Source organism: Listeria sp. Marseille-Q6474 (assembly GCF_946902005.1).
Lineage (GTDB): Bacteria > Bacillota > Bacilli > Lactobacillales > Listeriaceae > Listeria > Listeria innocua.
Genome location: NZ_CAMPPS010000001.1, coordinates 432,608 through 452,534 on the forward strand (window position 1 = coordinate 432,608; position 19,927 = coordinate 452,534).

The 19,927-nt window shown below is 36.1% G+C and carries 22 protein-coding genes; 8 read left to right on the forward strand and 14 right to left on the reverse strand.

Translation table 11 applies throughout. From position 1 onward, the window contains the following. Positions 1-92 precede the first annotated feature (92 nt). The 11 genes from OC533_RS02100 to OC533_RS02150 form a co-directional block, all read right to left on the reverse strand. Positions 93-878 carry a ribonuclease HII gene (locus tag OC533_RS02100; protein ID WP_185482123.1) on the reverse strand — a complete coding sequence of 262 codons (786 nt, stop codon included), beginning with the start codon at positions 876-878 and terminating at the stop codon, positions 93-95. Continuing rightward, positions 875-1,738 (reverse strand): ribosome biogenesis GTPase YlqF, encoded by an 864-nt coding sequence (gene ylqF, locus OC533_RS02105; RefSeq protein ID WP_194323414.1) that lies wholly within the window; start codon positions 1,736-1,738, stop codon positions 875-877. Before ylqF ends, OC533_RS02100 begins: the two co-directional genes overlap by 4 nt. 9 nt (positions 1,739-1,747) lie before the next feature. Then, the gene (sipZ, locus tag OC533_RS02110) at positions 1,748-2,290 is read right to left on the reverse strand and encodes a type I signal peptidase SipZ (RefSeq protein ID WP_003771599.1); all 543 of its coding nucleotides are present in this window, start codon (positions 2,288-2,290) and stop codon (positions 1,748-1,750) included. 102 nt (positions 2,291-2,392) lie between these two features. Next, on the reverse strand, positions 2,393-2,962 hold the full coding sequence (sipY, locus tag OC533_RS02115) for a type I signal peptidase SipY (protein ID WP_003761950.1): 570 nt from the start codon (positions 2,960-2,962) through the stop codon (positions 2,393-2,395). 35 nt (positions 2,963-2,997) lie between these two features. After that, positions 2,998-3,564: a type I signal peptidase SipX gene (sipX, locus tag OC533_RS02120; RefSeq protein ID WP_003771597.1), complete on the reverse strand. Its 567-nt coding sequence runs from the start codon at positions 3,562-3,564 to the stop codon at positions 2,998-3,000. 119 nt (positions 3,565-3,683) lie between these two features. After that, positions 3,684-4,943 carry an ATP-dependent protease ATP-binding subunit ClpX gene (gene clpX / locus OC533_RS02125; protein WP_003766662.1) on the reverse strand — a complete coding sequence of 420 codons (1,260 nt, stop codon included), beginning with the start codon at positions 4,941-4,943 and terminating at the stop codon, positions 3,684-3,686. A 184-nt stretch (positions 4,944-5,127) separates the two neighbouring features. Further along, entirely contained in the window at positions 5,128-6,411 is a 1,284-nt protein-coding gene (tig, locus tag OC533_RS02130) for a trigger factor (protein WP_194323413.1), read from the reverse strand. 114 nt (positions 6,412-6,525) lie between these two features. Continuing rightward, complete coding sequence (locus tag OC533_RS02135) at positions 6,526-7,464, reverse strand: hypothetical protein (protein WP_160463903.1); 939 nt, start codon at positions 7,462-7,464, stop codon at positions 6,526-6,528. A gap of 256 nt (positions 7,465-7,720) precedes the next feature. Continuing rightward, positions 7,721-8,386, reverse strand: coding sequence for a hypothetical protein (locus tag OC533_RS02140; protein ID WP_070753248.1), 666 nt, complete (start codon positions 8,384-8,386; stop codon positions 7,721-7,723). Between the two features lie 15 nt (positions 8,387-8,401). Further along, positions 8,402-8,935, reverse strand: a complete 534-nt coding sequence (locus tag OC533_RS02145; RefSeq protein WP_070753250.1) for a matrixin family metalloprotease — start codon at positions 8,933-8,935, stop codon at positions 8,402-8,404. Between the two features lie 102 nt (positions 8,936-9,037). Next, positions 9,038-9,253, reverse strand: a complete 216-nt coding sequence (locus OC533_RS02150) for a helix-turn-helix domain-containing protein (protein WP_003761933.1) — start codon at positions 9,251-9,253, stop codon at positions 9,038-9,040. Between the two features lie 150 nt (positions 9,254-9,403). Between OC533_RS02150 and OC533_RS02155 the strand changes: the two genes are divergently transcribed. From OC533_RS02155 to OC533_RS02170, 4 genes are all read left to right on the forward strand, one after another. Then, the gene (locus OC533_RS02155; RefSeq protein ID WP_003771574.1) at positions 9,404-9,799 is read left to right on the forward strand and encodes a helix-turn-helix domain-containing protein; all 396 of its coding nucleotides are present in this window, start codon (positions 9,404-9,406) and stop codon (positions 9,797-9,799) included. A 79-nt stretch (positions 9,800-9,878) separates the two neighbouring features. After that, positions 9,879-11,018: a PrsW family glutamic-type intramembrane protease gene (locus OC533_RS02160; RefSeq protein WP_003771572.1), complete on the forward strand. Its 1,140-nt coding sequence runs from the start codon at positions 9,879-9,881 to the stop codon at positions 11,016-11,018. Between the two features lie 135 nt (positions 11,019-11,153). Beyond that, positions 11,154-11,984: a glutamate 5-kinase gene (gene proB, locus OC533_RS02165; RefSeq protein ID WP_045554113.1), complete on the forward strand. Its 831-nt coding sequence runs from the start codon at positions 11,154-11,156 to the stop codon at positions 11,982-11,984. After that, the gene (locus OC533_RS02170; RefSeq protein WP_262265216.1) at positions 11,968-13,215 is read left to right on the forward strand and encodes a glutamate-5-semialdehyde dehydrogenase; all 1,248 of its coding nucleotides are present in this window, start codon (positions 11,968-11,970) and stop codon (positions 13,213-13,215) included. Before proB ends, OC533_RS02170 begins: the two co-directional genes overlap by 17 nt. Before the next feature lie 19 nt (positions 13,216-13,234). On the opposite strand, the gene OC533_RS02175 is transcribed toward OC533_RS02170, so the two are convergent. Next, positions 13,235-14,155, reverse strand: a complete 921-nt coding sequence (locus tag OC533_RS02175; RefSeq protein WP_194323412.1) for an alpha/beta fold hydrolase — start codon at positions 14,153-14,155, stop codon at positions 13,235-13,237. Positions 14,156-14,343: 188 nt separating this feature from the next. Between OC533_RS02175 and OC533_RS02180 the strand changes: the two genes are divergently transcribed. Then, on the forward strand, positions 14,344-14,808 hold the full coding sequence (locus OC533_RS02180) for a hypothetical protein (protein ID WP_003723558.1): 465 nt from the start codon (positions 14,344-14,346) through the stop codon (positions 14,806-14,808). Positions 14,809-14,854: 46 nt separating this feature from the next. Here OC533_RS02180 and OC533_RS02185 read toward each other — a convergent pair whose 3' ends face one another. Then, complete coding sequence (locus OC533_RS02185; protein ID WP_194323411.1) at positions 14,855-15,307, reverse strand: NUDIX hydrolase; 453 nt, start codon at positions 15,305-15,307, stop codon at positions 14,855-14,857. Positions 15,308-15,422: 115 nt separating this feature from the next. Between OC533_RS02185 and treP the strand changes: the two genes are divergently transcribed. Next, complete coding sequence (gene treP, locus OC533_RS02190; protein ID WP_045552992.1) at positions 15,423-16,907, forward strand: PTS system trehalose-specific EIIBC component; 1,485 nt, start codon at positions 15,423-15,425, stop codon at positions 16,905-16,907. Between the two features lie 18 nt (positions 16,908-16,925). After that, positions 16,926-18,572, forward strand: coding sequence for an alpha,alpha-phosphotrehalase (gene treC / locus OC533_RS02195; protein ID WP_185482129.1), 1,647 nt, complete (start codon positions 16,926-16,928; stop codon positions 18,570-18,572). Between the two features lie 30 nt (positions 18,573-18,602). Here the strand turns inward: treC and treR are convergent, their stop codons facing one another. After that, a complete protein-coding gene (gene treR, locus OC533_RS02200) occupies positions 18,603-19,316 on the reverse strand; it encodes a trehalose operon repressor (protein ID WP_003771559.1) in 714 nt (237 codons plus the stop codon). Between the two features lie 150 nt (positions 19,317-19,466). Here treR and OC533_RS02205 point away from each other — a divergent pair, with 150 nt between their 5' ends. Beyond that, positions 19,467-19,604 (forward strand): hypothetical protein, encoded by a 138-nt coding sequence (locus OC533_RS02205; RefSeq protein WP_003761913.1) that lies wholly within the window; start codon positions 19,467-19,469, stop codon positions 19,602-19,604. The last annotated feature ends 323 nt before the right edge of the window (positions 19,605-19,927 follow it).

A 19,927-nucleotide genomic window follows, 5' to 3' on the forward strand; every position in this document is an offset into this window, starting at 1 on the left:
TAGCTCTTTTTGTAAAATCGGTAAAATTTTCTTTTCAGCTCAAAAAAGCGTACTTTCTATTAAGAAAATACGCTTTTGCTTTAAGTATTTAGCTATTTTAGACTCTCAAAATGTAACTTTGCTTCTTTTACGGGAGAAAAGCTTAACCTGTGAATTGGACAAATTCCGATAGTATCTAAGCCATTCAAATGTTTTTTCGTCCCGTAACCCATATTGTTTGCAAAATCATACCCTGGATATAATTCATCATACTGTTGCATCATTCTATCTCTTGTAACTTTGGCGATGATAGAGGCAGCAGCGATAGAAATACTTTTCGTATCTCCTTTTATAAGCGATAACTCTGATTCAGAATATTTCAGTGGCATCGCATCAATTAGGACGAAATCTGGCGCTGGATTCAACTTTTCTAAAGCTTCGCGCATAGCTATTTTTGTAGCTTCATAAATGTTTACTTGATCAATTATGTCATGGTCAATAATCCCGATACCAATGGAGATAGCTTCTTTTTTTATGACCTCAAAAAGCATATCTCGCTTGGCTTCATTTAACTGTTTAGAATCATTGATCCCAACGACAGAGAAATCAGCTGGTAAAATAACTGCGGCGGCAACCACAGGACCTGCTAGCGGACCGCGCCCCACCTCATCTACACCAGCGATATACTGAAACCCTTGCTTAAAAAGATCTGTTTCATAGCGTTTCATTTCTATTAATTTTGCAGCTAATTTTGCTTCTTTTTCCCATTTTTTTCGGATCGATTGAAGAAGGTTCTGTACACCTTTTCGTTCGTCTTGAGTGCAAAGTTGAAAAAAAGGGTCTTGTTCTGAGGTCACTAGGCTGAGTTTTTCTCGAATAACAGCGATAGATTCACTCATTCAGCATCGTCTTCCCAATTAGGGAAATCAAAAGACATTCTTCCTAATTTTTGTTGACGGATTTCTCGAACAACAGTCTCAGCTGCGCGTGAATAATCAGGATCATTATAACGATCTAGAAGTCCTCTTTTTTCAGCTATAAAAGCTAGTGTTTCAATTGGATCTTCTGATACTTTCTCTACTTTTAGCCAGTTTTGAAGGCGATCGGGGTAATGTTTTTCTAAGAAACGTAATCCATAACCCGCAATTTCTTCCATTTGTAATAAATCGTCTTTAATCGCACCTGTTAAAGCTAACTTATATCCAATTTCTTGATCTTCAAATTTAGGCCATAGAATTCCTGGTGTATCAAGAAGTTCTAATGTTTTCCCTACTTTGATCCATTGTTGAGCTTTAGTTACCCCTGGTTTATTACCAGTTCGCGCAATATTCTTTTTCGCCAAACGATTAATCAATGTTGATTTTCCTACATTCGGGATTCCGAGTATCATCGCGCGAATTGCTCTTGGTTTCATACCTTTACTTCTTAAACGTTCAAACTTTTCGGCCATTAATTTTTCAGCCGCTTGTTCGATTTTGAATAGGCCTTTTCCATCTTGAGCATTTACTGCTACTGCTGGTAAGCCTTTCTCAGCAAAATAATCAATCCATTCTTTGGTTGTTTTCTCATCAGCTGTATCTGCTTTATTTAAAATAATCACTCGTCTTTTTTGGTGGATAATTTCTTCTAGCATTGGATTGGATGAGGATAGCGGGATACGTGCATCCACTAATTCAAAAATCACATCTACTAGTTTTAATTTTTCTGTCACCTCACGACGAGCTTTGGCCATATGACCTGGAAACCATTGAATTGTCATCATATACTCCTAATCTATTAGTTTTGCATCTTCAATTGGCCAATAACAAATTGGTGTTGTTCCGAGTACCTTACTTAGCGGAATCGGTCCTATTATCCGGCTGTCTTTACTCGCTCTCCGGTTGTCACCTAAAACAAAATAGGTATCTTTTGGAATTTTGCCGCCATCTAGTTGGTCTTTAGAACTGTAATCATCTGTTAAGTAGCCATCCTTCAGCTTTTCTTTGTAAGTATCTAAATACGGTTCATCATATTTTTTTCCATTGATGTAAAGTTGGTCTGCTTTATATTCTACCGTATCGCCAGGTAAACCAATCACTCGCTTAATGTACTCTTTTCCATCTGCTTCACGAAAAACAATTACATCAAAACGATCTACCTCGCCAAAACGGTTTATAATTACACGGTCATCACTATGAAGTGTAGGCATCATCGAAATTCCATCCACAAGAATAGGCACGAACAAATAAAAACGGATTATAACAGCTAATAACACTGCTAAAACAGCCGCCCAAATCCAAGACCATAACCGTTTTAAATTCTTCTCCTTCAAAAAACTGCACCGCCCTATTTTTTACTAACAGTCTTATTATAAACGAAAAAACTTTCATTTAATAGAGAAATCCGCGAAAAAGTAACTTTCACGGATTTCTTATTATTTCCCAAATTGAATTACAGTGCCGTTTACAGTTTTGTCATCAATAAATCCAAAAACTCGGCTATCCGAACTACCACCGCGATTATCCCCAAGAACAAATAGTTTGCCTTTAGGAACCGTACTTTCTCCCGTCATATCCTCTAACGTATAATCCGCTATGTAAGGCTTTTGGGTGGGGTCCGGGTTCCATAGAGTTAGTGTTCCTTCTGGCAAATAACTTTCAACTTTTCGCTTGCCATTTAAGTATAATTCGCCATTTTTAAAAGCAATTTTATCTCCCGGCATACCGATAACACGTTTGATAAAATGTTCACCTGAGCCAATCATTGGTGGTTCATCAAATACAATAATATCAAATTGATCTGGATTTGTTATTTTTTCAATAAAAATTCGGTCGCCATCTTGATAGGTTGGAACCATAGATGTTCCTTCTACTTTTACTGGTGCAATAACAAAATTACGAATTACTAATGCTATTAAAAGCGCCGCTACGATAACAAGCACCCAGCTTAATAATTGATGCGCCCCACTTTTTTTCTTAGGCTTTTCTTCCAAATAATCTGCCATCTATGTCTCCTCCTAGAACTCTTCGCGGGTTTAAATTATCGCTGCAAAGACTTTCCAAACGAAATTACTTTCCCAAGAACTGTGTCTTGCGATATGAAGCCGATATAGCGACTATCCTTACTTACTTGACGATTATCCCCTAACACAAAAAGTTTGCCATCTGGAACGGTAAGTGAGCCGTCAGAGTATGGAATATCAGCCATTGTGAAATTAGGATCGCCCTTATCATCTGTAGTCAAATAACCACCTGTTAAAGCGCTTTTCTCAGAATCTAAATACGGTTCATCATACTTTTTACCATTAATATAAAGTTGGTCTTCTTTATACTCCACTTTATCTCCTGGAAGTCCGATTACGCGCTTAATATATTCTGCATTTTCTTCATCAGGAGCTGGAAATACAATAATATCAAAGCGTTTTGGGTCTGATATTTTGTTAATAAATAGATGTTCACCGTCATGTAGTGTTGGATCCATTGATTTCCCATTAACAGTAACTGGAGAAATTAAAAAATAGCGAATACCGAAAGCGAGTATGAGCGCAATGATAATTATTTTTATCCATCCAAATGCCCCAGAAAAAAATTTATTTTCACTTTTCATGTCTTTTTATCCTCTCCAATTATTATTAATAAAGTATAGCACGAAACAAGCTAGATGTTACAGTAAAACAAGCTAGATTGATAGAAAAAATGCGCGCCAATTACGACGCGCATTTCGAATCATGCTGATGTTTTAATAGGGATAATGGAGCCATCCTCTAATTGCAGTTGCGGCTCTTCTTCTCCGCGCGCTGCTTTCTCAGTAATAATACACTTAGTAATGTCATCACGAGAAGGGATTTCGAACATAACTTCTAACATGATTTGTTCAATGATAGAACGAAGACCACGTGCTCCAGTTTTGCGTTCAATCGCTTCTTTCGCAATTTCAATTAAAGCTGTTGGTTCGAATTCAAGCTCTACGTCATCAAGCTCTAACATACGTTTGTATTGTTTTACTAAAGCATTCTTCGGTTCTGTCAAAATGGAAACAAGTGCTGCTTCATCTAATTGTTCAAGCGTCGCGATAACCGGCAAACGACCGATAAATTCAGGAATTAAGCCGAATTTCAGTAAATCTTCCGGAACGACACGGGATAAATAAGTTTCATCTTCTTTTAGTTTCGCATTATCAGTTCCAAATCCAATGACTTTTTCACCCATTCGATTCTTAACGATTTGTTCGATTCCGTCAAATGCACCACCAACGATAAATAGAATATTTCCTGTATCAATTTGAATTAATTCTTGATGAGGATGTTTTCTACCACCTTGAGGAGGAACACTTGCGACAGTGCCTTCTAGAATTTTTAGTAATGCTTGTTGAACGCCTTCACCGGAAACGTCTCTAGTAATAGATGGGTTTTCGGATTTACGAGCAACTTTGTCGATTTCATCAATGTAGATAATACCTTTTTCTGCTTTTTCAACATCATAGTCAGCAGACTGAATTAGTTTAAGAAGAATATTTTCTACATCTTCCCCAACGTAACCAGCTTCTGTAAGTGAAGTTGCATCTGCAATTGCAAACGGAACATTAAGAATTCGCGCCAGTGTTTGGGCAAGAAGTGTTTTACCACTACCTGTTGGACCAATTAAACAAATATTACTTTTTGACAGTTCTACCTCGTCTTCTTTTGTTTCATTGGAATTAATTCGTTTGTAGTGATTGTAAACTGCTACAGCGAGTGCTTTTTTAGCTCGCTCTTGACCAATAACATAGTCACTTAATATATGACGGATTTCTTGTGGTTTTGGCACTTCGCCAAAATCAACAAATTCAGAAATACCTAGCTCTTCTTCAATAATTTCATTACAAAGCTCGATACATTCATCACAAATATAAACACCTGGACCGGCCACTAATTTACGTACTTGATCTTGAGTCTTTCCGCAAAAGGAGCATTTAAGTTGGCCTTTTTCGTCGTTAAATTTAAACAAAATATTTCACCCCTTCGCATAGGTATGTTGCTTATAGGCGATTTTTTCATCTCCTATGTGTGTTAATAATATCATTTGTTAATTAGAAATGCCAATCATCTGTATCCTTATTTCTACATTCAGAAGGACACGAGTATAACTCATGTCCCCCATTTTTTAATGAAATTATTAAATCATTCTTTGCTTATTTTTCTACTGCGCTATCTAGTAAAACGTCAATAGCTTTACGGATTTTAAGGTCTGATTTAAGTTCGCTCATATCGCCAAGAGCAGCACGAACAGCGTCTTTTTCCATACCATATTTTTCAGCTAATGTAGAAATTTCTTCGTCAATAGCTTCTTCAGTTGGCTCAATGTTTTCAGCTTCAGCAATAGCTTCAAGCACTAGGTTCATTTTCACGCGTTTTTCAGCGTCTTTTTCCATTTGTGCGTGCATTGCTTCTTCTGTTTGACCAGTGAATTGGTAATATAATTCAGGAGTTAGACCTTGTGCTTGTAAATCTTGTGCAAAATGATTCATTAAATGATCAGCTTCATGGTGAACCATTGCGTGTGGAATATCCACTTCTGCATTTTCAACAGCTTTAGCAATAACTTCTTCTTGTTTAGCTTGAGCAACAGAATCTTCTTTTGCTTCTTGTAAACGTTTAGAGATTTTTTCTTTTAGTTCATCTAAAGTTTCTACTTCTTCGTCGATGTCTTTTGCAAGTTCATCGTCAAGTGCAGGAACTTCTTTAGTTTTGATTTCGTGTAGTTTCACTTTGAAAACGACAGGTTGTCCAGCTAAGTCTTCCGCATGGTATTCTTCTGGGAAAGTTAACTCGATGTCAGCTTCGTCGCCAGCTTTTAAGCCAACTAATTTTTCTTCAAATCCAGGAATGAATTGACCGCTTCCAAGTTCTAGAGAATGATTTTCAGCTTGTCCGCCTTCAAAAGCTACGCCGTCTTTGAATCCTTCAAAATCAAGGATGACAGTGTCGCCATTTTCAGCTGGAGCATCTTCTTTAACAACTAATTCAGCTTGACGCTCTTGTAATTGTTTTAATTCTGCTTCTAATTCTTCTGTTTTTAGTTCTGTTTCGCGTTTTTCAACTTCAAGACCTTTGTAGTCTCCAAGTTTAACTTCAGGTTTTACAGTTACATCTGCTGTTAGAACCCAAGTTTCGCCTTTTTCCATAGACTCAATATTTACTTGAGGAGTATCAACTGGATCAATTCCAGCTTCATCAATTGCTTGAGAATATACTTCTGGAAGCAAGATATCAAGTGCATCTTGGTAAAGAGCTTCTTCGCCGAAACGTTGGTTGAAAATTTGACGTGGAACTTTCCCTTTACGGAAGCCTGGTACGTTAAGAGTTTTACGTACTTTTACGAAAGCTCTATCTAAACCTTCTTTTACTTTTTCTTGTTCAATTTCAAAAGTAAGTTTTCCAACATTACCTTCTTGTTTTTCCCATTTTACTGACATGGTATAATTCCCTCCATCATCTATTTAGTTCAATTTAATTACTCTCATGACAAGTTTCAGCCATACTCACTAATAATAACACAGATATCCCTGACTTGAAAACAACAAATATCATTATATGAAATAATTTTGCTGTCTGATTTCTAACTCCTCAATAATAGAAATTGCTTCTTCTACTGCCGCTTGATTTACTGCATCTGAAATCAGACTAACATCACCGTACATCGAGTTGGCCCATTTAAAGTAGGCATTCACCCATACATCCACTTCTTTTGGCTCAAACTCAAACGGATAAAGCATAAATAAATGTTGTTGAATAATCCCAATTATTTGTTCTAATAAACTTGGATTACTGTGTTCAAGTTTATCCGCAAGGCCAGCGAATAGTTCCATTGCAAATGCGTTTTCGGCTAACATCGGCACCTCACTCGGATTAAAAATATCATGCTTATCAATTTTTCGGACTTCTATTTCTTCATTCACTTCTTTTTCTTGCATCAACTCAAAGATCATTGATTGCACAAACGGGGAAAAACTTTCGTCCGCTAAAAACATTTTAAAAGCCGGCAAAAAATCATCAATTTCTAGAAAACGAGCTTCTTGCAAAAACTCTAATTGTTCCGCTGTTTGCCATGACGCAAAATCACGGATATCTTTTCTAGGAACAAATTGTTTAGGAAATGGAATGACATTATTTGTGACTTCTTTTGTATCTTCCTGTTTTTCTTCTTCCATATAATGACGAACTAACGTGAAATAAGTATCCATATTATCTTCTTGCATGAAAGTTACAGATAACTCCCCTAAAATTTCCTTATTGTAACCATTCATTGTTAAGAAATTTTGACCTATTTCTTGCGCTTTTTTGGTTTTATTCGTCTGATTATAAAATTGAATTAACCTATGTACAATTTCCTCGTTGCATGGTTCTTGATGATACGCATTTTCCAAATAATGTAGCGTACTCATTTTTTCTTCTTCGGTCAACGAGGCAATCCCTTTTTCCATAAATTTTTTAACGCTCATTGGAAAAAAAGCACCACTTTCACTCATCGTTTTATCTCCTTTTATTCGAAAAAGCTTTATTTATTCTAACTGGATTTACCCTTATTGTAGAAAGTCTAACCCTTTTCAACAAAAAAAGTTGACTTGGATTTGATTCATTCTACTTGGATAGTTTAGTTCTGTCAAGTGAGTTTTGTGGTGTTTTATTGCGCAAAATCGTCTGGAATAAGCTTTAATTTTTATAAGCAGAAAGATAGACCTCGATTTTTATCTCGAGGTCTATCAAGTATCTAGATTACTTTATTTACTCACTATATTCTGTTAAAACTTCTTGATAGATTTCCTGATAAATTTCTTCTATATTTTTTGCATCTACTGTAGCTTCACCCTCATCTAAGAATAATTCTTCTTTGGGTAACTCTTTCACAGGAAATTTACTTATTACGGCGTTTGATGGTATATAGTTATCACCATCTGGATTTTTCTCTAGGAAAAGTGTATATTCTTCCCCTTTTTCCATATTTTTGTAGCCATCAAGGGTTAGATCACATTCTTCTCCTTCTACTAAGACATCTTCTACGCTATACTCTAGCACTTTAATGGACATATTCTCTTTCAATTTCCCAGTTGTATCTTTTTCAATAGAATTTATTTGCACATCGCTCATCGTATAAAACTCGGTTGGAAATACATTTTCTTTCGTTTCTTTTTTTACTGTTGCTTTTTCAGATTTTTTAGTTGCTTTAATGATAATTGGAGCGTCTCTCTCAAGAGTATCCACATCTTCAGCAAGTTCGAGGTATTTCCCGTGATAAGAAACAACGCCATTATTCGCTTTTACTGTTTCTGATACACTTTGTGTGGTTGTTTTTTCCCCTGATGGCTTTTCTTTTACACTTTGGCTATTTGAACAAGCGGTTAATATACTAAGACTTAATAAGCCTATGATTATCGTTATTTTTTTCTTCATCGTCAAACCTCCTTTTTACTTATATAAAGCTTTGATGCCATTAAAATCGTCTTTTTGCGGTTTAGTTTTGTTGATGAAACCTTTATCTAACATAATTGCATTTCTAGTTTTCACATGTCCTAATCCAAATCCATGACCAAATTCATGCGCTACCGTTTCTATTTTATGGTTGGTTGAAAGTGAACGGAAGCCTTTGTATAGCGTAATTTCATTTTTCACAATTAATTTATTTGATTTGTAGTAAGTTGTATTACATACGGCTAAAACTCTCCCTTTGTTCGTTCCTGAACTACTGACCGTAAAGTTAGGCCTCACATCGTTTCCCATAGTTACTGTGTTTAAATACGGGGAAGGATTCCAAGATTTTGCCCCTCTAATAATGATATTTCGATATCCTCGCGCAGAACCATTAACATAAACTTTAAAATTCTTGGCGCTAGCCTTCGTCATCACATATCCAAGTCTCGAATACGCACTTGCATTCGTTGGTAGAAATAACGAAACTAACACAGTAAAAATAAGAAACATTACTAAAGTTTTTTTCCTCATGTTGTTTGCTCCTCTTTTATAGTTTCACACATTGTGTGTATTTTATCAAAAATAAAGAAAGGCACTCATTATGTGTGCTTTCACTTTATTTTTCAACAAGCGTTATTCATAAAAACATTTTAAATCACACATTAGCACCTCACTCAAAATAACGGCATTTTTATGTGATAACCGTACGCTCCCTTTTTCGATATTACTATAACCTGATGTATACTTATAACCCATTTTTCTTGCAATAAAAGCTTGTGTTATTCCCCGTTCTAATCGTAATTCCCGAATTTTGGCCGTGTTAATTTTTCTGCTGTCTATTGTTTTCATGTCATCTTCTCCTTATCTACACAGTTTGAGTTATTAATACAATAATACCAACTCGATAAGAGGTTGTCAATTGCGAAATAATTCACTTTGTGTTAAATTATAGCTAAATTGTGTAATTTATTGTATAATCAAACAAAAAGGAGTGAAATCATGCCAAATTTAAGTAATAGACTCACATTACTACGAGAAAAACAAGGCTGGTCAAAAGCTGAAACAGCAAGAAGATTAGGTTTGAAAGCACCTTCTACTTACGGCAACTGGGAGTATGGTATTCGCGAACCTGATTTAGATATGGTTACACAAATTGCAACACTTTACGACGTTAGTGTCGATTATTTACTAGGTCAACAAAGTATCCCTACATATGCTCCTAGTGAACTTCAAGGTGAGAAAGATATTGCTAAAAGAATGATAAAAATTAGTGAAGATTTAAGATATGAAGATGATTTGAATTTAAACGGCAAGCCTTTGAATGATTCAGCTGCTCATTTTCTAGCTGATTCGATAGATTTCCTATATGAACAAGCGAAAAAACTTAATGATTAAATTCATCACCCGTTTAACTTTGACTTTTTTTGGGAATAATTAACAGAGTCAAACTAAAAAGTTAAAGGGGGAGTTTCATTTGTCAGAATGGTACTTCAAAAAGAACGAACAGAAAGTTGGGCCTTTTACTAATGTAGAGATGATAGCTCTATATAAAAAGAAAGAGATTAATGATTTAACATTGGTCCAAAAATCCCCTCATCCAGAGTGGGTCGCATTTAAACAAACAGAATTACATCAACATGCGTTAAATCACGGGAATTCAGAATTAAAAATTGGAAATCTTTTCTCTGCTGTGTTTAAAAAGCACTCTAAAGAGGAAGGCGAAAAAGTATTTATCGCAGGGACAAAATATACGACGCCTGCAACTAGTGACATTCCCCATACTTGGCCTCATCCATGGGTGTTTTCTAGAGTATTCTTAGTTTTAATCATTACGTACTTTTTACTTCTTGCTTGTACATATTTGTTTGATAACAGCAATACCATACCTGGGCTGATGGTTATTGGCTCTTTTGCAGTTCCATTTTCGGTCTTATTATTCTTTTTCGAAACAAATGCACCGCGAAATATCAGCGTTTTTGATGTTGTAAAAATGTTTTTCATCGGTGGTGTCGCAGCACTTGTTGCAACACTTGTCATTTATTCGATTATTCCAGTTGGGAAATTAAACTACTTTAATGCTTTATTAGTTGGTTTTATAGAAGAAACCGGAAAAATGATTATCGTAGCCCTATTCATCCGCTCGCTTAATTCGAAATATATCCTAAACGGCTTACTTATTGGTGCAGCTGTTGGGGCTGGGTTCGCTGCTTTTGAATCGCTTGGATATGCATTTAACTATAGTGTCGATGCAGCATTCTTATTCAAGGATATTCATATTGCTGGTGAAACAATGATGAATGTTATCTTTAGTCGTGGTTGGCAGTCTATCGGTGGTCATGTTGTATGGGCTGCAATAACTGGTGCCGCACTTGTAATTGCTAAAGGAGATCAAAAACTAGGAATGAACCATATTTTCACAGGCACTTTCTGGAAATGGTTTATTATTCCGATTGCTTTACATTTCGTTTGGGATTGTCCTTTCAACCCACTACCAGCCATTGCGTTTAAACAAATTGTTCTAATCGTAATTGTGTGGTTCGTTATTTTACGCCTAATAAGCAAAGGATTAAAACAAGTTTCAGTCATCTCAGCTGCGAGTAAAGCTACAAAATAATAAAAAAGGATTCTAAGACAATTTCTTAGAATCCTTTTTTTAGTGATTACTTGACCAAACAACAATATATTATAGACATATCTCTATTTTCATGTAAAATAGAAGTATTATCTAATTAGCAGAGGGGTCATAGAAATGCGCGAATCTTTAAAAAATAGCAAGAGATTAGTTATCAAGGTTGGTACAAGTACATTAATGTATGGAAATGGCCATATTAATCTTAGAACTATCGAAAAATTAGCGATGGTTTTATCCGATTTACGTAATGAAGGCAAAGAAGTTATCTTAGTTTCTTCTGGGGCAATCGGCGTTGGCTGTCATAAATTACAACTTCCAGTGCGACCTACAAGCATTCCCGAACAACAAGCAGTTGCTTCTGTCGGTCAGAGTGAATTAATGCATATATATAGTAAGTTTTTTGGTGAATACGGACAAGTTGTTGGTCAAGTACTACTTACTCGAGATGTAACTGACTTCCCTATTAGTAGAGAAAATGTTATGAACACGCTTGAAAGTCTCTTAGAACGCGGCATTATTCCTATCGTAAATGAAAATGATACAGTTGCTGTTGAAGAACTGGAACATGTAACTAAATACGGCGATAACGACCTTCTTTCAGCTATTGTAGCTAAACTCGTGCAAGCTGATTTACTTATCATGCTATCTGATATTGATGGCTTTTATGGTAGTAATCCTTCAACTGATCCAGATGCAGTTATGTTTTCTGAAATCAATCAAATAACACCAGAAATCGAAGCGCTTGCTGGTGGTAGAGGTTCTAAATTCGGAACTGGCGGCATGTTAACTAAACTTTCTGCTGCTTCTTATTGTATGAACGCTAACCAAAAAATGATTTTAACCAATGGCAAAAATCCTACAATTATTTTTGATATAATGCAAGGTGAACAAATCGGGACTTTATTTGCAAGTAAAAAGGAGGAATTTTCCCATGACGGAACTCATTAAAAAAGGAAGTGCCGCTAAAGAAGCAGCCCAATTTTTAGCGCAAGCATCAACTAAGCAAAAAAATGCAGCATTGCTAAATCTAAGCAATGATTTACTTGCTCATACAGCTTCCCTTCTACAGGAAAACAACAAAGATATTATACGTGCTCGGGAAAAAGGGACACCTGAAACAATGATTGATCGCCTCCGTTTAACAGAAGAAAGAATAAAAGAAATTTCTGATGCGGTTAAACAAGTTGTTGCTTTGAAAGATCCTATCGGTGAAGTAAGAAATATGTGGAAAAATGAAGCCGAACTCACTATCGGAAAAACGAGAGTGCCACTTGGAGTTATAGGTATCATTTATGAATCAAGACCAAACGTAACAGTCGATGCTTCTGTACTTTGTTTTAAAACTGGTAATGCTGTTATTTTACGTGGTGGTAGTGATGCAATTGATTCGAATAAAGCGCTTATGTCCGTTATTCAGGATTCGCTTGAGGCATCTGGATTCCCTCGTTCTAGCGTTCAATTAATTGAAGATACATCTCGTGAAACAGCTCGTGATATGATGCGTTTAAATCGCTTTTTAGATGTTCTTATCCCGCGCGGTGGAGCTAAATTAATCCAAACAGTTCTTGAAAATGCTACTGTTCCAGTCATTGAAACCGGCACAGGAAATTGTCATATTTATGTCGATAAAGCTGCTGAAAAACAAATGGCAATCGATATTTTAGTGAACGCAAAATGTTCGCGTCCTTCTGTTTGTAATGCAGCAGAAACCTTACTTATTCACCGAGATGTGGCAGAAGCCTTTCTTCCTGAAATGGAAACCGCTTTAAAGGAATATAACGTTGAATTACGCGCGGATGAACGCGCACGAGAAATTCTAAAAGATTCTAAAGCAGCAACAGAGTCAGACTGGGAAGATGAATTTTTAGACTTTATTTTGGCCATTAAAGTTGTAGATTCAGTAGATGAGGCAATTAATCACATTAATAAATACGGGACAAAACATTCCGAAGCAATTATTTCGAATGATTATGCAACTGGACAAGCTTTTCATCAAAAAGTCGATGCTGCGGCAGTATATATTAACGCTTCTACTCGCTTCACAGATGGTTTTGCAATGGGATTTGGTGCAGAAATTGGTATTAGTACTCAAAAACTTCATGCCAGAGGTCCAATGGGCTTAACGGAGCTTACTTCAACTAAATATATTATTTTCGGGGACGGTCAAATCCGTAATTAATGAAAAGGAAGCCTAATAGTTAGGCTTCCTTGTTTTTTGTATTCAACCAAGCAATAACATCTTTAAAAACAGTTTCTTTACATAATTCATTGACAAGTTCATGGCGCGCATCTTCGTAGATTTTATAGGTAACATCTTCCACTCCAGCTGCTTCTAAAGCTAATGCAATTTTAGGCGTATCTTTTCCAAAATGGCCTACCGGATCATCACTGCCCGAGAGTAATAATATAGGCAAATCTTTCGGCACACTTTCGACAGTTTCTTTTTGCTGGCTTATTTTAACGGCTTCAAAAAGATTATGGAAAAATCCGCTCGTTCCCACTACTGGACCGCAAAACGGATCGTTCTCATAAGCTTCATAAATCGCCACATCACGTGAAAGCCAACTGAAGCGATGATTTTCATTAAACGGCTTATTATAGCCCCAAAATGCTAATTTATTTAGAAATCCGCTTCGTTTCATTTCATCTTTTTTTACCCGTTGTTTCGTTATAATTTGCCCCATTTTCAGGAGAGGGATTGGTTGTAATCCGCTTCCGCTCAGTATTACTCCATCCACTTGATGTTTCGCCATAAAAGTTCTGATTACGAAACTTCCCATACTGTGTGCGAAAATAAAATAGGTCAGTCCGGGATAAGTTTCTTTTAAATAAGTTCGAACGACTACTTCATCTTGTATCATATTTTGAAAACCTGTTTCGCCGTCTAAATGACCCAAATAAGTTTCATCTATAGCTGATTTTCCAAACCCACGATGATCGTCTGCTACTACGATATATCCCGCTTCATTCAAACGTTCAGCAAACAAGCCATATCTAGCCCCGTGCTCTGCCATGCCGTGAACAATTTGAACTACACCAACTGGATTTTCAACTTCATCCCATATATGTAAATGTAAATCTAACCCATCTGTCGCTTTTAATTTCATTTGTTTGTACATGTGTCTCCCTCCCATTCCATCTTAATATTAGTATAACATCTGGTAGTTATTTTCACTATTTCATTGCCTTTTATTAGGACTTTTGTATAACTAGTTAAAAAGTTACAGTTCCAACTATTCATTTATCCTAACTTGATTGTTCACATAATCACAATGTGCTATAATAAACCCATAAGGAGATGACACACATGGATAACTGTTTAGCGCAATTACAAATGTATGATTATTTACTAAAAAAATACCGTAACAAAGAGGTTTTCCCCGATACGCGAATGATTGTTGAAATCGATGGAAAACTTTGGACAGGTGACTTCCTCCAACTTGACGATTGCCATATCATTGAGATTGATTGGGAAGATACTCGTTTTACAAGAATTGAACGCACAAAAGATGCTATCAATGATGAATTTAATGAAAAAGTAACGAACTCCAATGTGAATGTTAGTGAAAACCGCATTGATTCAAAAATTGGTAGTCTAAAAAATATTGAAATTTTGTATCAAGAAATTGGTAATTTTGTTCGCCAAGTCGAGAGCTCTACAACGACTTTAAAACCTTTACTATACAACGCATATTGCTTAGATACACGTGTTAAATTACCATTTTTAGACCTTAGCAAAAAAGAAATTACATTAGTATCTTTGACTAATTAAATGAACCCCCGCGAAACTTATATTTCGCGGGGTATTTTTATGCTGTTTATTGAATGTGTTTTATACGATCACTTGAAAGTTGAGTTAGTTCTGTTTGGAGGAATTTTGGCAATATTTCTATCTCGCTCACCTTGTCTATTTCAAACCATTTAAAATTTAACTCGTAACCTGTCTCCCCGTACTGCCCAAACTGTTCTATTTTTGTAAACGTCGAAAGTTCTAATAGTGAGCTGTTTGGATATAATTCCACAGCATAATAAAACTCAATACTATCAATTTCCTCGCCATGATATACAAAGCGATTTTCTGCGATAATTTTTAAATTGCGAATAATCACTTCTTCTCCAAGTTCTTCTCTCATTTCTCGCTGTAAGCCTTCGTTAGTTAACTCATTTTCAACGGCACCACCCGGCAATGTCCAATAACTTTCATTTTTAGTTGTGTGGAGTAAAATTTTGTTTTGATGCCTGATAATCGCTGCTACTCTTATATGTTTCATGCCCATCTCTCCTTTAGTTTATTTTAACATAATTAAAGTGGTTGCGCTTTCAACTGATTTATAGTATAGTAATGGCGAACAACTTGTATATACAAGTTAAAAAGGAGGAAATTTTATGGTTGACTATAAAAAGGATGCAAGCGCTCTCTTAGAATTAATAGGCGGAAAAGAAAATATTTCATCTGTTACACATTGTGCAACAAGAATGCGTTTTGTTTTGCTAGACCCTGATAATGCTGACGTGGAAGCTATCGAAGACATTCCAGCTGTAAAGGGAACGTTTACTCAAGCTGGGCAATTTCAAGTTATTATAGGTAATGATGTAGCTATTTTTTATAATGAATTTACAAAAATTAGTGGTGTGGAAGGTGTAAATAAAGAGGATGCCAAAGTAGATGCTAAGAAAAATATGAGCTTACTTCAACGCTTGCTTGCCGGATTAGCTGAAATTTTCACACCGTTAATTCCTGCAATCGTTGTTGGTGGTCTTATTCTCGGTTTCCGTAATGTTATCGGTGATATTAAGTTTTTAGAAGACGGTACTAAGACGATTGTTGATGTGTATCCATTTTGGGCTGGTGTTTATAGTTTCTTATGGCTGATTGGTGAAGCTGTATTCCACTTCCTTCCAGTTGGAATTACATGGTCAATCGCGAAAAAAATGGGAACAACTCAAATTCTAGGGATTGTCCTTGGTTTAACGCTCGTTTCCCCGCAACTGCTAAATGCTTACAGTGTTGTTGAAACAAAAGCTGGCGACATTCCTGTCTGGGATTTTGGCTTTGCTCAAGTGCAGATGATTGGTTATCAGGCACAAGTTATTCCTGCAATTATGGCAGGTTTCTTACTAGCCTATCTCGAAATCTGGTTACGTAAATTTATTCCAAATGCAATTTCGATGATTTTTGTTCCATTCTTTGCCCTTGTTCCAACTGTTCTAGCTGCTCATGTCATTCTTGGACCTATTGGATGGAAAATTGGCGACGCGATTTCAAATGTCGTTTATGCTGGTTTGACTGGTGGACTAAGTTGGTTATTCGCTGCCCTATTTGGCTTCTTATATGCCCCGCTCGTTGTTACGGGACTGCATCATATGACTAACGCTATCGACTTACAATTAATGAGCCAATTTAAAGGAACAAATCTCTGGCCGATGATTGCTTTATCTAATATTGCTCAAGGTTCAGCTGTTCTTGCTATTATTTTCCTTCACCGCGGTAATGAAAAAGAAGAACAAGTTTCTATTCCTGCAACTATTTCTTGTTATCTTGGTGTAACTGAACCTGCGATGTTTGGTATTAACTTGAAGTACTTATATCCTTTCGTTGCTGCCATGATTGGATCAGCAATTGCAGCTGTCGTTTCCGTTTCTAGTGGTGTTATGGCTAACTCCATTGGGGTTGGGGGATTACCTGGAATCTTGTCAATTAATCCTAAATACTATGCAATCTTTGCTGTATGTATGTTGATTACAATTGTTGTTCCATTCGTTCTAACTGTATTATTCCGCAAATATAATATTTTAAACAAAGTAGATACTGCTCCAATTCGAACTTTTGGAAAAAAAGAATATCGTGGTTCTGCTAAATCAACCAATTAAAAAGTGAGGCTTCTCTTTATGACAAAGTTTGCTCAAAAAACTATTTATCAAGTGTATCCAAAATCTTTTTTTGATACGACTGGCGATGGTACTGGGGATATTCCTGGTATCACCGCTAAGCTTGATTACTTACAGGAACTCGGAATTGAGATGATTTGGATTAATCCTTTTTATCCTTCTCCGCAAAATGATAACGGGTATGATATTTCTGATTATACGGCTGTAGATCCGTTATTTGGAACTATGAATGATGTTACTACGCTTATTTCTGAAGCCAAGAAAAGAAATATCGGAATTATGATTGATTTAGTCTTAAATCATACTTCAACCGAACACCCTTGGTTTAAAAAAGCTCTCGCTGGTGACCCTTTTTATCGTGATTTTTATTATTTCCGTCCGGCAAAAGCAGATGGATCTCCGCCAACAAACTGGGAGTCTAAATTTGGCGGAAGTGCTTGGGAAAAGTTACCTAATTCATCTGAGTATTATTTGCATTTATATGACGTTACTCAAGCTGATCTTGACTGGGCTAACAAAAATGTACGTGAAGCGCTTTTTGATGTGGTGAACTTTTGGATTGATAAAGGTGTGGAAGGATTTCGTTTAGATGTGTTAAACGTTATTGCGAAACCTAAGTTTTTAGAAGATGATTTTGAAGGTGATGGTCGTCGTTTTTACACGGATGGGCCAGGCATTCACGCCTATTTAAAAGAGTTAAATGAGCGAACTTTTGGTGATAAGCCGATTGTAACTGTTGGGGAGATGTCTTCTACTGATATTGATAATTGTATCCGTTATAGCGACCCGAAAGAAAAAGAATTATCGATGGTATTTCATTTCCATCATTTAAAAGTGGATTATCCTGATGGGGAAAAATGGCGTTTAGCGGATGTGAATTTTGCTAATTTGAAATCGATTTTCCATACGTGGCAAGTCGCAATGTCTGAAGAGAATGGCTGGGATGCGCTTTTTTGGAATAATCATGATCAACCTAGAGCGCTCGGGCGTTTTGCTTCTGATCGTCCGGAACATTATTATCACTCTGCCACCCTGCTTGGTGCGACAATTCATTTTATGCGTGGAACTCCCTTTGTATATATGGGAGAAGAAATTGGCATGATGAATCCAAAATTCCCTACAATTGATGATTATGTCGATATTGAAACACTCAATCATTTTGACATCTTACACAAAAACGGGCTAAGTGAACAAGAAGTAATGACTATTATTAAAGAACGTTCGCGTGACAATAGCCGGACACCAATGCAGTGGGATAGTTCGAACAATGCTGGGTTCACGACCGGCACTCCTTGGTTAAAAGTAGCAGATAACGCCAATGAAATTAATGTTCAAAAAGCGCTATCCGATAAAACAAGTATTTTCTACTTTTACCAAAAACTGATTGCTTTACGTAAAGAATATCCAGTCATTCAAACTGGTGATTATACGCCATATTTGACCGAAGAAGATTTGATTATCGCCTATAAGCGTTCAAATGAAACCGCATCGCTACTAGCAATTCATTACTTTGGAGCTACAAAGAAAAAAATACAGCTTCCAAAAGAATTTTCGGACGGAAAGATATTACTATCAAATTATGACCGTAAAGAAATTAGTGCCGAGATAGAGTTATCGCCTTATGAAACATTAACTTTAATTCAATAAAAAAAAGCCCGGGAATGTTTCTCGGGCTTTTTAACGTCTTCTAGCAAAATCAATAAAACGAAATTTATCCAATCGGTGACGTGACTCTGTATATTGAAAAAGAGTTGTGTCTTTTAGAAATACGGTGCTTTTTACGACAACCACATGAGTATCACCGTGGAGCGCTAAGTATTTCTTATCTTCTGCGTTCAGCGGCTCAACCGTAATTTCTTTTTGAGCGTAACTGATTTCATAGCCTTTTTCATTTTCTAAGTACTGGTAAAGAGAGTCTTCTAAAATCTCGGTTTCAATCGGATTGGTATTGTCTAATAAATAATCGTAGTCTAGAATGGTTGCTTCTCCTTCTAAATAACGAACTCTCAAGATAGCTAAACAAGATGATCCACGCGGAAGACCAGCGAAATCAGCAATACGATTTGGCAAGGTTGCTCGCTCGTTTCGAATTACTTTGGTGGTCGCATTCATATGTTCGGATTTTTGTAATTCTTTAAAACTAGTTAATCCCGAAACTGGAAATGAATATCGTTCCCTATCAATTACAATCGATCCTTTACCTTGGAGCTTTTGAATACAGCCGTTTTCAAGTAGTAAAACAAGTGCTTTTCTGATTGTTTCACGGGATACTGAAAAACGTTTGGCCAGGACATTTTCACTCGGAAGTAGTGTGCCTGCTGGATAAACGCCGGATGTAATATCTTGCTCTAATTCTAAATAAATGTCAAAAAACTTATTTTTTTTATTCAAATTAACTCACCCACCGCTATTGTAGCATATTTGCAGATAAATGTAACCGAAATTTGCTAGTCCGCTTTATTACCAAAATCACGTGAAATTTGTTACACTAATAGTAGTAAGATTTGTTCTTGTGTTTTGATTTAAGAGGAGGTATTTTCTATGACTAAAGTTATTTTAACTATTATCGCAATTATCGTTCCAGCATTTCTTGGATTTTTATTTGCTTATCAGATTTATAAGAAAAAAACTGCCACTTATATGCCACTAAAAAATGAATTTGTACACTGGGCAAAGTAAGCATCTAATAGGGAGGGAATCAAGGTGAAAAAAACAGAAAGTGAAAAACCGCTTGTCATCAAAATTGTTATTAGTGTTCTTGTTGGTTTATTTTTACTTAATTTAATGCCATTCTTAGCGATCTTCGGTTAATTTTTTTACTTAATAGTGCTTGAAGCAGCTTATTTTTTATGGTATATTGTAAATTGTGTTGAAATGAATAGCAATTTTTTATGGTGAGACAATTAATGACAGAGATGTCAGTTAATGCTTTTTTTATAAAAAGACTCCAGAGTGCCGATTTCGCGGTGTTCTTGGGTCTTTTTTTGTGTGGAAAGGAGAAA